General features: G+C 68.3%; 12 protein-coding genes and 1 pseudogene. 8 read left to right on the top strand and 5 right to left on the bottom strand.

Going from position 1 to position 14118, the window contains the following annotated elements; genetic code table 11:
• Nucleotide 1: 1 nt before the first annotated feature.
• Together ACWCPQ_RS16015 and ACWCPQ_RS16010 are read right to left on the bottom strand one after the other, a co-directional pair.
• Nucleotides 2–1234: a PucR family transcriptional regulator gene (locus tag ACWCPQ_RS16015; RefSeq protein ID WP_449899209.1), complete on the bottom strand. Its 1233-nt coding sequence runs from the start codon at nt 1232–1234 to the stop codon at nt 2–4.
• Nucleotides 1235–1371: 137 nt separating this feature from the next.
• A complete protein-coding gene (locus ACWCPQ_RS16010; RefSeq protein ID WP_449899207.1) occupies nt 1372–1722 on the bottom strand; it encodes a hypothetical protein in 351 nt (116 codons plus the stop codon).
• A gap of 138 nt (nt 1723–1860) precedes the next feature.
• On the opposite strand from ACWCPQ_RS16010, the gene ACWCPQ_RS16005 reads away from it, so the two are divergent.
• The gene (locus tag ACWCPQ_RS16005; protein ID WP_449899204.1) at nt 1861–2826 is read left to right on the top strand and encodes a quinone oxidoreductase family protein; all 966 of its coding nucleotides are present in this window, start codon (nt 1861–1863) and stop codon (nt 2824–2826) included.
• 22 nt (nt 2827–2848) lie between these two features.
• Here the strand turns inward: ACWCPQ_RS16005 and ACWCPQ_RS16000 are convergent, their stop codons facing one another.
• Nucleotides 2849–3451, bottom strand: a complete 603-nt coding sequence (locus ACWCPQ_RS16000; protein ID WP_449899202.1) for a TetR/AcrR family transcriptional regulator — start codon at nt 3449–3451, stop codon at nt 2849–2851.
• Between the two features lie 96 nt (nt 3452–3547).
• On the opposite strand from ACWCPQ_RS16000, the gene ACWCPQ_RS15995 reads away from it, so the two are divergent.
• A complete protein-coding gene (locus tag ACWCPQ_RS15995) occupies nt 3548–4975 on the top strand; it encodes an FAD-dependent monooxygenase (protein WP_449899199.1) in 1428 nt (475 codons plus the stop codon).
• 66 nt (nt 4976–5041) lie between these two features.
• Here ACWCPQ_RS15995 and ACWCPQ_RS15990 read toward each other — a convergent pair whose 3' ends face one another.
• Nucleotides 5042–6031 carry a heme o synthase gene (locus tag ACWCPQ_RS15990; RefSeq protein WP_449899196.1) on the bottom strand — a complete coding sequence of 330 codons (990 nt, stop codon included), beginning with the start codon at nt 6029–6031 and terminating at the stop codon, nt 5042–5044.
• A 348-nt stretch (nt 6032–6379) separates the two neighbouring features.
• On the opposite strand from ACWCPQ_RS15990, the gene tkt reads away from it, so the two are divergent.
• From tkt to pgl, 5 genes are read left to right on the top strand one after another with little or no spacing between them, the layout of a single operon-like run.
• A complete protein-coding gene (gene tkt / locus ACWCPQ_RS15985) occupies nt 6380–8521 on the top strand; it encodes a transketolase (RefSeq protein ID WP_449899193.1) in 2142 nt (713 codons plus the stop codon).
• A 6-nt stretch (nt 8522–8527) separates the two neighbouring features.
• Nucleotides 8528–9664 (top strand): transaldolase, encoded by a 1137-nt coding sequence (gene tal / locus ACWCPQ_RS15980; RefSeq protein WP_449899191.1) that lies wholly within the window; start codon nt 8528–8530, stop codon nt 9662–9664.
• 5 nt (nt 9665–9669) lie between these two features.
• On the top strand, nt 9670–11244 hold the full coding sequence (gene zwf / locus ACWCPQ_RS15975) for a glucose-6-phosphate dehydrogenase (RefSeq protein WP_449899189.1): 1575 nt from the start codon (nt 9670–9672) through the stop codon (nt 11242–11244).
• Entirely contained in the window at nt 11241–12152 is a 912-nt protein-coding gene (gene opcA / locus ACWCPQ_RS15970; RefSeq protein ID WP_449899370.1) for a glucose-6-phosphate dehydrogenase assembly protein OpcA, read from the top strand. The genes zwf and opcA overlap by 4 nt, the downstream gene beginning before the upstream one ends.
• Nucleotides 12142–12885 carry a 6-phosphogluconolactonase gene (gene pgl / locus ACWCPQ_RS15965; protein ID WP_449899186.1) on the top strand — a complete coding sequence of 248 codons (744 nt, stop codon included), beginning with the start codon at nt 12142–12144 and terminating at the stop codon, nt 12883–12885. The genes opcA and pgl overlap by 11 nt, the downstream gene beginning before the upstream one ends.
• A gap of 91 nt (nt 12886–12976) precedes the next feature.
• Here pgl and ACWCPQ_RS15960 read toward each other — a convergent pair.
• A pseudogene (locus tag ACWCPQ_RS15960) lies at nt 12977–13228 on the bottom strand (DUF1772 domain-containing protein); the annotation flags it as partial.
• A 248-nt stretch (nt 13229–13476) separates the two neighbouring features.
• On the opposite strand from ACWCPQ_RS15960, the gene ACWCPQ_RS15955 reads away from it, so the two are divergent.
• Complete coding sequence (locus ACWCPQ_RS15955; RefSeq protein WP_449899184.1) at nt 13477–14079, top strand: TetR/AcrR family transcriptional regulator; 603 nt, start codon at nt 13477–13479, stop codon at nt 14077–14079.
• Nucleotides 14080–14118: the final 39 nt, after the last annotated feature.

Below are 14118 nucleotides of genomic sequence, written 5' to 3'. Positions count from 1 at the left end.
CTCAGGTCCCGGCCGGGCCGTTCTGATAGCTCCGGGCGACCAGGGCCGAGGTCAGATACCAGAGCCCGGTGGGGACGGCCGGATCGAACCCGGTGAGCAGCCGCACCCTTTTGAGCCGGTAGTCGAGCGTATTGGTGTGCATATGCATGAGCCGGGCCGTGCGCTGGCGATTGAAATTGTTCGCGATGTGCTGGCGCAGTGTCTCCAGCAACTCGGGATGTTCGTCCAGCGGATCCAGGATGGAGCTGAGGTGTTCGCGCGCCGGCCCCGGCCGGGTGATCTGGAATTCCAGGGCCAGATCGGTGAACCGGTGCAGTCCCCCGCCGTCGGTGATGCGCTGCACGGTGTCGAGGAGTTCGTGGGCGCGGTCGGTGGCATCGGGGATCTCGGCGGTGGCCGCGGTGACCACGGTGCCGGTGACCGGGACCTGCGCCGCCTGCCCCAGGCGCGCGATCAGTTCGTCCAGCATCTCGTCCGGGAACCCGTCGGCCGGTAGCAATACCGTGCCCCCGTCGATGCTCAGCAGCGAGAGCGCCTTCTCGCCGCAGCTGCGGGCGAGTTCGGCCTGTACCCGGCGGAGCTTGCGGCGGGCGACGATCCGGCCGTCCACCTGCTGTGCGGATTCGTCCGGATGCGGCGGCAGGGCCAGCGCCAGTACCTGATAGGAGCCGGCGATCTCGATCCCGCATTCGCGGGCCATGGTGGCGGTGCTGTGCCCACCGAGCAGTGCCGAGGTCAGCGTATGTACCGCGGTGTGATGTTCGGCGACCACACCTCGGTATTCGCCGACGTACGCCAGCGCCACTTCCGAGGTGATCGTGTCGAGGATCTCCAGCATGCGGCGGGCGGTGGCGACCAGTGTCGCGGAATCCGACGGTCCCGCGGTGGACATGATGCGGTCGAACCCGAGTTTGAAACCCTCGTGGATGGCGTGGTTGATCGTGTCGATCGGGATACCCTCACGCGCCCATTCGGCGGCGGCCTCGCGGACCTGTTCGATCTTCTCCGGCAGCTCCCGGCCGTCGAGTCGGCTGAGGGTCAGTTCCAGGCAGAGCCTGGTCACCGCGGTCACATCCCCCTGGAGTGCGTCACCCGGCAGGGTTCCGCACGGTGCGACGTGTTCGACGAAATGCCCGACCATCTGACGCGACAGGGTCGACACATCCCGTAGGTGGTTCGAGATCGGACGGCCGGACACCGTGAGTCTGGAACGGGTCGGACTGCTGACCGTCATATCGGCTCCTTCTACCCCGGGGCTGACGCTCGAGGCACTAACGGTAGCGCGAAGTGGTTACTCGTCAGTAGTTTTTGCCCGGGAAACTGTTCGAGCTACCTGATGTCCGGTAACCCGCCTGTGAGCACCCACAGGTGTCATTTCTCGTTGCGAGCCTTCGGAAACCGAGTCTGACCAGCGACCCAGCCGGCCATCTTCGCCCAGTGCCCGGTACGCGGGGTGGTGCGGGAGACCAGTTCCCGCTCCCAGCCCTCAGCGGCGGTGAGTCCGTCGACCGCGTCGACCACGGCGCGCGCGGTGGCCTCGTCGGCGACCATCCGGTCCCCCAGGACCCCGTCGGACCCGACCAGCGTGACCCGGACTCCCCGGCGCCCGACCGGCTGCAGCACGGCTTCGGCCGAACCCCCGTGCGCGGCGACGAACTTGCGCACCGATTCGACGATCTCCTTCGGGGCATCGGCGGTGACGGTGGTGGTATCTGCGCTCATGCCGTGGAGTTTACCGGCGAGTAGGGAGGCCGCCGGGGCCCGGCCCGAACCGCCTGGTCACCCCCGCGGGCACGGGCCACCGACACATCGGCGGACCCCTGCGCACCGGACGGGCACACCAGTGTAGAACTAGGATCCATGCGCGCGATCCAGGTAGACCGGCACGGCGGTCCGGAAGTGCTGACCCTCGCCGAGGTTCCCGATCCGGAGCCCGGCCCCGATCAGCTACTGGTCGATATCGACGCCGTCGGTGTGAATTTCATCGACACCTATTTCCGCACCGGCACCTATCCGCGGCCGGTGCCCTACATTCCGGGCTCCGAGGGTACCGGAATTGTCGCCGAGATCGGTTCCGGGGTAACCGCATTCGCCGTCGGCGACCGGGTGGCATGGGCAGCCGGGCCGAACAGCTACGCCTCACGCGCGGTGATCGACGAGGCGGTCGCGGTGCGGGTGCCCGGCGAGATCGATCCGGCGGTGGCCGCCTCGGCACTACTGCAGGGGATGACGGCGCACTACCTGATCGAATCGGTCTACCGTCCCGAACCGGGCGAGACGATCCTGGTTCACGCCGGCGCGGGCGGGGTCGGACTGCTGCTCACCCAGCTGGCGGTCGCCCGGGATATCCGGGTGATCACCACGGTGTCCTCCGACGAGAAAGAAGACCTCTCGCGTACCGCCGGGGCCTGGGAGGTCCTGCGCTACGGGGACGATCTCGCCGAGCGGGTCCGTGCGCTGACCGGCGGCGAAGGCGTCGCGGCGGTCTACGACGGAGTGGGCGCCGCGACCTTCGACGCCAGCCTGGCCTCGCTGCGCGTCCGCGGCACGCTCGCGCTGTTCGGCGCGGCCAGCGGCCCGGTACCGCCGGTGGATCTGCAACGGCTCAATGCGGCGGGTTCGGTTTTCGTGACCCGGCCCAATATCGCCCACTACACCCGCGATCGCGCCGAACTGGACTGGCGGGCCGGCGATATCCTCGAAGCCGTCGCCGACGGCTCGCTCACCGTCCGGATCGGCGCGACCTACCCGCTGGCCGAAGCCGAGCGGGCGCACCGCGATCTGGAGAGCCGGCGGACCACCGGCTCGATAGTCCTGCTGCCCTGATCCGTTCGGCCGGGCGCGGAACTCAGTAGTCGCGCCCGGTCAGTCCCCGGTAGACGAATCGGGTCAGGCTTTCGACAGCTTCGTCGTCGGATATGCGCACCGCGCCCTCCTCGACCGCCGCGGAGATGGCCTGGACGAGACAGAACATCATCGCCAGGCTGGTATCGACCGTACCCGGCAGGGTGGCACCTTCGGCGACCAGACTGTCGAGGTGGTCGGCGATATCGATACGCTGGTCCGCGCCGAATTGTGCCATCTCCCGAGCGAATTCCTCGTTCACCAGCGCGGCCTGACCCATCGCCCGCATCACGACGGCGTTCTCGCGCGCGAAGTGCCAGAACCCGGCGATATGGAAACGCACGGCGTCGGGGTCGGCGAAATCCGGATTGTGCCCGGGCTGCCCGGCTTGTTCGTCACCGGCCGTTTCCAGGTCTGCCAGCAGTGCCCGAAGCAGTTCCTCCTTGCTCGCGAAGTGGTTGTAGAACGACCCCGCAGCCCGGCCCGCCGCCGCCGTGATGTCGGTGATCTTGGTGTTCAGATAGCCGCGCTCCGCGAAGACCTGCCGCGCGGCGGCCTTGAGCGCCTGCTCTGTTTCTTCCGCCCGTTCCCGACGGCTGGATCCCACCGACCTCACCTCCTTGACACGGCAACCTACCAACCTCAATACTGAATACAGATTCACTGAATCATAATTCATCCAATTTCGCGCTCGGGAGTTCCCATGACCTCTTCCGTTCTCATCGCCGGTGCCGGCCCGACCGGCCTCACCCTCGCCATCGATTTGGCCCGCCGGAATATCGCCGTGCGCATCATCGACAAGGCCACCGAGTTCTGCCCCGGCTCCCGCGGCGACGGCATCCAGCCCCGCTCCCTCGAGGTATTCGACGACCTGGGTGTGCTCGAGAAGATCCGCGCGGCGGGCCGGCCGGCGCCGATCATGCGGGCCTACTTCGACGGGCAGCCGGTCGGCGAACACCGGATGAGCGAGCCCGCCGAGCCGACTCCGACCGTCCCCTACCCCGATCCGTGGTTCCTCGGCCAGGCACAGACCGAAGCGATCCTGCGGGCCCGGCTGGCCGAATTCGGGGTCCGGGTCGAACTCGGCACCGAACTGCTGTCGTTTTCCCAGGACGAGTCCGGGGTCACCGCGCGGCTGTCGGGCGCGCATGGTTCCGAGACCGTACGGGTCGCCTATCTGGCCGGCGCCGACGGCGGCCGCAGTACGGTGCGCAAACAGACCGGTATCGGATTCGCGGGCACCACCGACGAATCGTTGCGCATGCTCCTCGGCGACGTGCGCGCCGACGCCCTCGATCACGAGTACGGCCACTGGTTCGCCGCGGCCACCGACCCGACCCGGGGTATCGCGCTGTCACCGCTGCCCGGTGGGCGCCACTTCCAGTTCGCCGCGCCGTTCACCGGTGCCACCGAACCCACCCTCGCGACACTCCAGGCCGCCGTGGAGCACTGGTCGCGACGCACCGATATCACCCTGACCGACCTGACCTGGGCGACGGTGTGGCGGCCCAATATCCGGCTGGCAGAGCGGTTCCGGTCCGGGCGGGTGCTGCTCGCCGGTGACGCCGCGCACGTCCACCCGCCGACCGGCGGACAGGGAATGAACACCGGGATCCAGGATGCCTACAACCTGGGCTGGAAACTCGCGGCCGCGCTCGACGGGGACGAACGCCCGCTGTCGACCTACGAGCCGGAACGCCGCGCCGTGGCGGCCCGCGTACTCGGTATCAGTTCGGAACTGCTGGACAAACTGGTCGACGGCGCCGAGGACGCCATGGCGCGCGGCGAGGAGACCCGCCAGCTCGACATCAGCTACCGCGATCCGGCCGATCCCCGGCCCGTCGCGCCCGGCGACCGTGCTCCCGACGCGCCGCTGAAGGACTCCGACGGACGGTCACTGCGGCTCTTCGACCTCTTCCGCGGTCCGCACGCGACCCTGCTGTGCTTCGGCGCCACGGCCGAACTGCCCAGGCTGCCGGAGACCCGGAGCTGGGCGGTGGTCGAGGCGGGCGGCACCGGCGCGGACGACGCGGTGATAGATGTGGAAGGCCATGCCCGCACGGCATACGGTGCCGTGGCGGGAACGCGGATCCTGGTTCGGCCCGACGGCTATATCGGGCAGATCGACTGATCGCCGCGGTGTATCCGGCCGTAGCGGGTGTGCCCGCCCGGTTCCGGGGCGGGCACACCCGGGAGATCAGCCGAAGAAGACGTCGCCGAGCGTCGTCCAGCCGAGCACCGAATCGACGGCCAGACCGCAGAACACCACCGCGAGGTAGTTGTTGGACTGCAGGAACAGCCGCAGCGGTTTGACCGATTCACCGCGCCGCACCCCGGCGTAGAGCTGATGGGCCATCAGCAGGAACCAGGCACCGGCGACCACCGCGACGGCCGTGTAGATCACCCCGGTGGCCGGTACCAGTGCCAGAGTGGTGAGCACGGTCAGCCAGGTGTAGATGACGATCTGCTTGGTGACAGCCTGTTCGGTGGCCACTACCGGCAGCATCGGCACCCCGGCCGCCCGGTAGTCCTCCTTGTAGCGCATGGCCAGCGCCCAGGTATGCGGCGGCGTCCAGAAGAAGATCACCCCGAACAGCGCCAGAGCGGGCCAGCCGATGGTGCCGGTGACCGCCGACCAGCCGACGAGGGCGGGCATACAACCGGCAGCGCCGCCCCACACCACGTTCTGCGAGGTACGCCGTTTGAGGCCGAGGGTGTATACGAAGACGTAGAACAGGATGGTCGCGACGACCAGTACACCGCTGAGCAGATTGGCCTGCCACCACAGCCAGGCGAACGAGCCGATACCGAGTACGACACCGAACACGAAGGCGTGCGAGGTCGGTACCGCGTCCCGGGCCAGCGGGCGTTTGGCCGTCCGCTTCATCACCTTGTCGATATCGGCGTCGGCCACACAGTTGAGGGTGTTGGCACTGGCCGCGCCCATCCAGCCGCCGAACAGGGTGGCCAGGATCAGCCGGATATCGACCTGCCCCCGGTCGGCCAGCAGCATGGTGGGGATGGTGGCCACCAGCAGGAGTTCGATGACACGTGGTTTGGTGAGCGCGATGTACGCGAGCGGGCGCCGGGCGATCCGGGCGAGCTTCTCACTACCGAGGACACGGTCCGCGGGTGCCGGGGCGGAATCGTGGGCGCCGCCGACCCCCGTGTCATGACCGATCCGCACTGTCTCTCCTCGCACGCTGTGCTTCGCATCCGGTTTGGGAAGGAGCAGCGCGCGGCTGCGACGCGGCTACTACTACGCACGATGGTAGACCCACGTCCGGTATGCGCCGCCGGTCGCCCCTGCGCGCTCACCCGGGTGACCGATCGCCCGGCGCGCCGGGGTCGGCCGGGCACCGGCGCCATCCGGGCGATGACCGGCTCGCGGGACTAGCCGGGGGGCCTGCACGGGGGCGGCCGGGCGCAATTAGGGTATGGGGTGTATGCGGCGCCACAGTCACCGCGCCGCACCGGTTCGCCGCCCTGCCCGCCCCCAATTTCGACGCCTCGAAATGTCAGGAGAAACACGGTCGTGTCAGTGACAGACGACATCCGCGCCCTCACCCAGCCGAACCTTCCGGACGACTGGACGGATCTGGACACCAAAGCTGTCGACACCGTCCGGGTCCTCGCCGCCGACGCGGTGCAGACCGCGGGCAACGGCCACCCGGGTACCGCGATGAGTCTCGCGCCGCTCGCCTACACGCTGTTCCAGCGCACCATGCGCCACGATCCCGCCGATCCGGAATGGGTCGGTCGCGACCGGTTCGTGCTGTCGTGCGGGCATTCCAGCCTGACCCTCTACATCCAGCTGTACCTGGCGGGATTCGGCCTGGAACTCGATGATCTGCGCAACCTGCGCAAATGGGGTTCGCTGACCCCGGGCCACCCGGAGTACCGCCACACCAAAGGCGTGGAGATCACCACCGGCCCGCTGGGCCAGGGCCTGGCCTCCGCGGTCGGTATGGCGATGGCCGCCCGCCGTGAACGCGGTCTGTTCGACCCGGAGTCCGAGACCGGCGCCAGCCCGTTCGACCACCACATCTACGTGATCGCCTCCGACGGCGATATGGAAGAGGGCGTCACCTCCGAGGCCTCCTCGCTGGCGGGCACCCAGCAGCTGGGCAATCTGGTGGTGATCTACGACGACAACAAGATCTCCATCGAGGACGACACCACCATCGCCTTCACCGAGGATGTCGCGGCCCGCTACGCGGCCTACGGCTGGCATGTGGAGATCGTGGAAGGCGGCGAGGACGTCGTCGCGATCGAGGCCGCACTGGCCGCCGCCAAGGCCGAGACCGGCAGGCCGTCGCTGATCCTGTTGCGCACCATCATCGGCTACCCGGCCCCCACCAAGATGAACACCGGCGCCTCGCACGGCGCCGCCCTCGGCGCCGACGAGGTGGCAGGGACCAAGCGGGCCCTCGGGTTCGATCCCGAGCAGAGCTTCCAGGTCGCCGACGAGGTCATCGCGCACACCCGCAAGGCCGCCGAGCGCGGCGCGCAGGCGCACGCGGACTGGACCGTCGAATTCGACGCCTGGGCCCAGCGCGCACCAGAGGCCAAGAAACTGTTCGACCGGCTGTTCAACGGTCAGCTCCCCGAGGGCTGGGCCGACGGCCTGCCCACCTGGGAACCCGACGCAAAGGGCCTGGCCACCCGTAAAGCCTCGGCCAAGGTGCTGGGCGCCCTGGGCCCGGTGCTGCCGGAACTGTGGGGTGGTTCGGCCGATCTCGCCGAGTCGAACAACACCACCATCCCGGATTCGCTGAGCTTCGGCCCGGAATCCATCTCGACCGGTATGTGGAAGGCGAGCCCCTACGGCCGCACCCTGCACTTCGGTGTCCGGGAGCACGCGATGGGTTCGATCCTCAACGGCATCGCCCTGCACGGTCCCACCCGCCCCTACGGTGGCACCTTCCTGGTGTTCAGCGATTACATGCGTCCGGCCGTCCGGCTGGCCGCGCTGATGCGGGTACCGGTCACCTACGTCTGGACCCACGATTCGATCGGTCTCGGCGAGGACGGCCCGACCCACCAGCCGATCGAGCATCTGGCCGCCCTGCGCGCCATCCCGGGTCTGTCGGTGGTCCGCCCCGGTGACGCCAACGAGACCGCATACGCCTGGCGCACAGTGATCGAGAAGCACAGCGGTAAGCACAATTCGCCGTTCGTCTCGAGCGACGCCGTGGGCACCGGCGGCCCGGCCGCGCTGGCGCTGACCCGGCAGGACCTGCCGGTACAGGAGGGCACCAGCCTCGAGGGTGTCGCCAAGGGCGGTTACGTCCTGGCCGAGGCATCCAACGGCATTCCACAGGTGATCATCATCGCCACGGGTTCCGAGCTCCAACTCGCCGTGGCCGCGCGCACTACGCTGGAGGAGCAGGGCATCGGTACCCGGGTGGTCTCGATGCCGTGCGTGGAGTGGTTCGACGCGCAGGACAAGGCGTATCGGGACGAGGTGCTGCCCCCGGCGGTCGCCGCTCGGGTCGTCGTCGAGGCCGGTATCGCGATGCCGTGGTACCGGTTCACCGGTGACGCGGGCGAGATCGTCTCGATCGAGCATTTCGGCGCCTCGGCCGATTACAAGACCTTGTTCCGCGAGTTCGGCTTCACGCCCGAGGCTGTCGTGGCCGCTGCGCAGCGCACGCTCGACAATGTGAAGGGATAAGAGCCCATGGCACAGAACGAGAACATCGCCGCCCTGGCCGCGGCCGGGGTGTCGGTGTGGCTGGACGATCTGTCCCGCGATCGGATCAATTCCGGCAACCTCGCCGAACTGATCGCCACCCGCGGCATCGTCGGAGTCACCACCAACCCGACCATCTTCCAGGGCGCCCTCAGCAAGGGTCACGCCTACGACGAGCAGGTTCGTGAACTGGCCGCGCGCGGCGCCGATGTCGATGCCGCCATCCGCACCATCACCACCGACGACGTCCGCGCGGCCTGCGATGTGCTGGCCCCGGTGTTCGAACAGACCGGCGGGGTGGACGGCCGCGTGTCCATCGAGGTCGATCCCCGTCTGGCCTTCGATGCCGACAAGACGGTCGCCCAGGCGGTCGAACTGTGGAAGATCGTCGACCGGCCGAACCTGTTCATCAAGATCCCGGCCACCGAGGCGGGCCTGCCGGCCATCGCCGCGGTGATCGAGGAGGGCATCAGCGTGAACGTCACGCTGATCTTCTCGGTGCAGCGGTACCGCGCGGTGATGGGCGCCTATCTCGACGGTCTGCGCAAAGCGCGGATCGCCGGGCACGATCTGGCGAAGATCCATTCGGTGGCGTCGTTCTTCGTATCCCGGGTGGATACCGAGATCGACAAACGGCTGGAGGCCATCGGTACGCCGGAGGCGCTGGCCCTGCGCGGTAAGGCCGGTGTCGCCAACGCCCGCCTCGCCTACGCCGAGTACGAGGATGTTTTCGCGCCGGGTGGCGGTCACGTCTCCACCTACGAAGATCTGGCCTCGGTCGGCGCCAACCGGCAGCGGCCGCTGTGGGCGTCGACCGGTGTCAAGAACCCGGACTACTCCGACACCCTCTACGTGACCGAGCTGGTAGCGGCGAATACGGTGAACACGCTGCCGGAGAAGACGCTCGAGGCCGTCGCCGATCACGGCGAGGTCCACGGCGATACCGTCACCGGCACCGGTGCGGCCGCGGCGGAGGTCTTCGAGCAGCTGAGCGCGGCCGGTATCGATCTCGACGACGTGTTCGCGGTCCTCGAGCGTGAGGGCGTGGAGAAGTTCGAGAAGTCCTGGGAGGAACTGCTGGAGGCCACGACGGCCGAACTCCAGTCGGCCACAGGAGGTAACTGACCGCGATGGCCGGCGCTCCGGAGAGCACACAGACGGCATCCGGCACCCCGTGGCGTAACCCGCTGCGGGACAGCCGGGACAAACGGATTCCGCGTATAGCGGGCCCGTGCAGCATGGTGATCTTCGGGGTCACCGGAGACCTGTCCCGGCGCAAGCTCATGCCGGCCATCTACGATCTGGCGAACCGGGGGCTGCTGCCCCCGGGTTTCGCGCTCGTCGGTTTCGCCCGCCGGGAGATGTCGGACAAGGATTTCGGCGAAATCGTGCACGAAGCCGTCCGGGAACACGCGCGCACTCCGTTCCGCCAGGAGGTCTGGGACCATCTGGCCGAAGGGTTCCGCTTCGTCCAGGGGACCTTCGAGGACGGCGACGCGTTCGGCCGGCTCGCCGAAACCCTGGCCCAGCTCGACGACGAGCGGGGCACCGGCGGTAATCACGCCTTCTATCTGTCGATTCCGCCGAACACCTTTCCGGTGGTGCTCGACCAGCTGCACCGCCATCAGCTCACCAGTTCGGCGGCCGCGCTCGGGCGCGCGCCCTGGCGGCGGGTGGTGATCGAGAAACCGTTCGGCCACGATCTGGACAGTGCGCGCGAACTGAATGCGCTGGTGAACCGGGTGTTCCCCGAGGAGACGGTTTTCCGGATCGACCACTACCTCGGCAAGGAGACGGTGCAGAACATTCTGGCGCTGCGCTTCGCCAACCAGTTGTTCGATCCGATCTGGAACGCGAATTACGTCGACCACGTCCAGATCACCATGGCCGAGGATATCGGTCTGGGCGGCCGGGCCGGCTACTACGACGGTATCGGCGCCGCGCGCGATGTGATCCAGAACCATCTGCTGCAGTTGCTCGCGCTCACCGCCATGGAAGAGCCGATCAGCTTCGAACCGCGGCAGTTGCAGAACGAGAAGATCAAGGTCCTCTCCGCCACCAAACTCGTGGAGCCGCTCGACGAGACCACCGCCCGCGGCCAGTACGCCGCCGGCTGGCAGGGCGGCCAGGAGGTGGTGGGCCTACTGGACGAGGAGGGTTTCGACCCGCAGTCGCGTACCGAGACCTATGCCGCGATCACCCTCGAGGTCGATACCCGGCGCTGGGCCGGCGTGCCGTTCTATCTGCGCACCGGTAAACGGCTGGGCCGCCGGGTCACCGAGATCGCGGTGGTGTTCAAACGCGCCCCGCATCTACCCTTCGATCAGACCATGACCGAGGAGCTCGGGGAGAACGCGCTCGTCATCCGGGTACAGCCGGACGAGGGCATCACTATGCGCTTCGGGTCGAAAGTGCCCGGGTCGTCGATGGAAGTCCGCGATGTGAACATGGACTTCAGCTACGGCGAGGCGTTCACCGAATCGTCTCCGGAAGCCTACGAGCGGCTGATCCTGGACGTGCTGCTCGGCGTACCCTCGTTGTTCCCCGTCAATGCGGAGGTCGAATTGTCCTGGCGCATCCTGGATCCGGTACTCGCCCACTGGGCCGCCGACGGGAAGCCCGAGCAGTACGAGGCCGGTACCTGGGGCCCGGACTCCGCCGACGAGATGCTGGCCCGTACCGGCCGGGAATGGCGGCGGCCGTGATCATCGATATTCCCGACACCACCACCGGCGCGGTCACCAAACGCCTGGTGCAGCTGCGCGAGAGCAACGGTGTGATCACCATGGGCCGGGTGCTGACCCTGGTGGTGTGCACCCTGGACAGTTCCGAGGCCGAGGAGGCCATCGACGCCGCCAACGATGCCAGCCGCGAACATCCGTGCCGGGTGGTGGTGCTGGCCCGTGGCGACCGGTCGGCGGCGACGCGGCTGGACGCGCAGATCCGGGTCGGTGGCGACGCGGGTGCCGCCGAGGTGATCGTGCTGCGGTTGCAGGGGCAGCTGGTGAATCACGAGAACAGCGTGGTCATCCCGTTTCTGCTGCCCGACACCCCGGTGGTGGCCTGGTGGCCGCGCGGCGCCCCCGAGTTCCCGTCGAAGGATTCGGTGGGGCGGCTGGCGACCCGGCGTATCACCGACGCCACCTTCGCGCCGGACCCGCAGGCGACCATCAAGAAGCGGCACGATTCCTACGCGCCCGGGGATTCCGATCTGGCATGGAGCCGGATCACCTATTGGCGGGCGTTGCTGGCCGCCGCCATGGACGTACCCCCGTTCGAGCCGGTGCAGTCGGTGCAGATATCGGGATTGCGTGACGAACCGGCCCTGGACATGCTCGCGGGCTGGCTGGCCCGGCGGCTGGGTTGCCCGGTGTACCGGCATACCGGGGATCTCCGGGTGGAGCTGCGCCGGAAATCGGTGACCATTGCCATCGAGCGCCCGCAGACCGGGGTCACCGCCACACTGACCCGCACCGGCGACCCCGTCCAGCGGATAGCGTTGGCGCGCCGCGAAACCCGTGACTGCCTGGCCGAGGAACTGCGGCGGCTGGACGCGGACGAGATCTATGCCGAGGCTCTGGCCGGAATCGAAGGGGTGACCTATGACCACTAGTTCCGAAGCAGTCGTGGAAGTCCATACCGACGGTGACGCGCTGACCACCGCTGCCGCCCGCCGGTTCGTCGAGGTCCTGGTCACCGCGCAGGCCGAGCGCGGTGTGGCATCGGTCGTGGTAACCGGCGGCGGCACCGGGATCACATTGCTGGAGAAGGTCCGGGCCGACTCGGGCGATCTCGACTGGTCGAAACTCGATGTGTTCTGGGGTGACGAACGTTTCGTCCCCGCCGGTGATGCGGAGCGCAACGAACTCCAGGCGCACCGAGCCCTGCTCGATCATGTGCCGGTGGACCCGGCACGGATCCATACCGTGGCCACCTCCGACGGCGAGTACCCAGATCCGGTCGAGGCGGCCGCCGAATACGCCACCGCCGTACGCGCGCACCTCGCCGCGTACGGGGCCTTCGATCTCCATCTGCTCGGGATGGGTCCCGACGGGCATATCAATTCGCTGTTCCCCGGGCATGCCGATGCGATCGGCGAGGAGCGCGAATACGCCGTGGCGGTCACCGACTCCCCCAAACCGCCGCCGGTGCGGGTCACGCTGACCTATCCGGCGATCCGCCGGTCCCGGCATGTGGTGTTCGTGGTGTCCGGCTCCGGCAAAGCCGATCCGGTGGCCGCCGCGTTGCAGGGCGCCGATCCGCTCCGGGTCCCGGCGGCGGGCGCGCACGGGTCGGAGTCCACCACCTGGCTGCTGGATGCGGACGCCGCCGCCGGTCTGGGCTGACCTGCCGCTCGGCGGTCGCCGGGCGCGTGGCCGGGTCGCCGGGATCGCGGTTCGCGGCCCGCAGGACGACACCGATCACCAGGATGAACGCGGCCAGCGCACAGGCGGTCCGCAGGAAATGGAACATCTCCCAGCGGTGCAGGATCTCGGCGTAATCTGCCGGTGGGGTTGCGACTGCCCACTCTTTGATGTGCTGATTGATCGGAACGTTGCCGAACCTGGTCACCAGGAACGACGTGATCGCCAGCAACGATGCCGTCCCGGCGCCCCAGCGCGATCCGGAGCGCGAGCGCAGTGCCAGCACCAGTGTGCTCAGTACGGCCAGACCCATCAGCGATTGCATAACGGGCCCGTTCACCCGCATGAGCGCGGTATGGAAGGTGAACCGGACGTCGAGAGGCACTTCACGGAACGCGTACAGCACGTTCACCGCGCCGTATCCGAAGGCTCCGGCCAGGAGTCCGGGGAACAGGAGTGCCGCCGCGCGCACGGATGTCGACCACATGGGAATCCTCTCACCGATATCGCAACACCGAGTTGCGATATCGTCAGCATGACCGCCCCTCGTCGATATCGCAACAAGGAGTTGCAATGTGCGCCGCACCGCTCGGCCGCGGACCGAAGGTTCGCGCCGCCGTACTGGCCGCGACCGTCGCCGAATTGAGCGAACACGGGTACGCCGCGTTCACCGTCGAGAACGTCGCGCGGCGCACCGGCGTACACAAGACCACCGTCTACCGCCGCTGGCCCGATCGGGACACGCTGATAGCGGAAGCCCTGGCCGACAGCGTCGCCGCCGAGATCCCCATCCCGGATACCGGTTCGATCGACGCCGATCTACGCGGCCTGGCCCGGACCCTGGTCGGCTGGATCACCAGCCCGGCCGGGCGGGCAGTCCTCGCGGTCATGCTGCCCGGTACGACGGGCGCATCGACCACTCCATCGGAGCCGGTTCGGCACGTTTTCCGTGATCGCATCCGCCGGGCGCTCCCGGTGGTCACCCGAGCCGTCGCCCGCGGCGAGCTCCCCGCGCGGACCGATCCCGCGGAACTGGTCAAAGCGCTTGTCGCACCGATCTATCTGCGCGTCCTGATCACCGGCGAGAGGGTCGACGAACGCACCGCCGACCGAGCCACCGCCGTCGCGCTGAACGCCGCCCGCGCCGGACTGTTCGACACCCCCTCCGCATCGTGACCGCGCCGGACCGACCCACGGGGACCACTTGTTCGCCGG

This window comes from Nocardia sp. NPDC001965, from assembly GCF_053594175.1.
Note: the sequence above shows the minus strand (reverse complement) of the source record. Positions and strands in the feature narration are given on the sequence as shown.

Bases quoted from the DNA above. Each gene is read 5' to 3' on its own strand.
- ACWCPQ_RS15955 (WP_449899184.1), top strand. From the start codon at position 13,477: ATGTGCGCCGCACCGCTCGGCCGCGGACCGAAGGTTCGCGCCGCCGTA.
- tal (WP_449899191.1), top strand. From the start codon at position 8,528: ATGGCACAGAACGAGAACATCGCCGCCCTGGCCGCGGCCGGGGTGTCG.
- ACWCPQ_RS16010 (WP_449899207.1), bottom strand. From the start codon at position 1,722: ATGAGCGCAGATACCACCACCGTCACCGCCGATGCCCCGAAGGAGATC.
- ACWCPQ_RS15995 (WP_449899199.1), top strand. From the start codon at position 3,548: ATGACCTCTTCCGTTCTCATCGCCGGTGCCGGCCCGACCGGCCTCACC.
- ACWCPQ_RS16015 (WP_449899209.1), bottom strand. From the start codon at position 1,234: ATGACGGTCAGCAGTCCGACCCGTTCCAGACTCACGGTGTCCGGCCGT.
- pgl (WP_449899186.1), top strand. From the start codon at position 12,142: ATGACCACTAGTTCCGAAGCAGTCGTGGAAGTCCATACCGACGGTGAC.
- zwf (WP_449899189.1), top strand. From the start codon at position 9,670: ATGGCCGGCGCTCCGGAGAGCACACAGACGGCATCCGGCACCCCGTGG.
- ACWCPQ_RS16005 (WP_449899204.1), top strand. From the start codon at position 1,861: ATGCGCGCGATCCAGGTAGACCGGCACGGCGGTCCGGAAGTGCTGACC.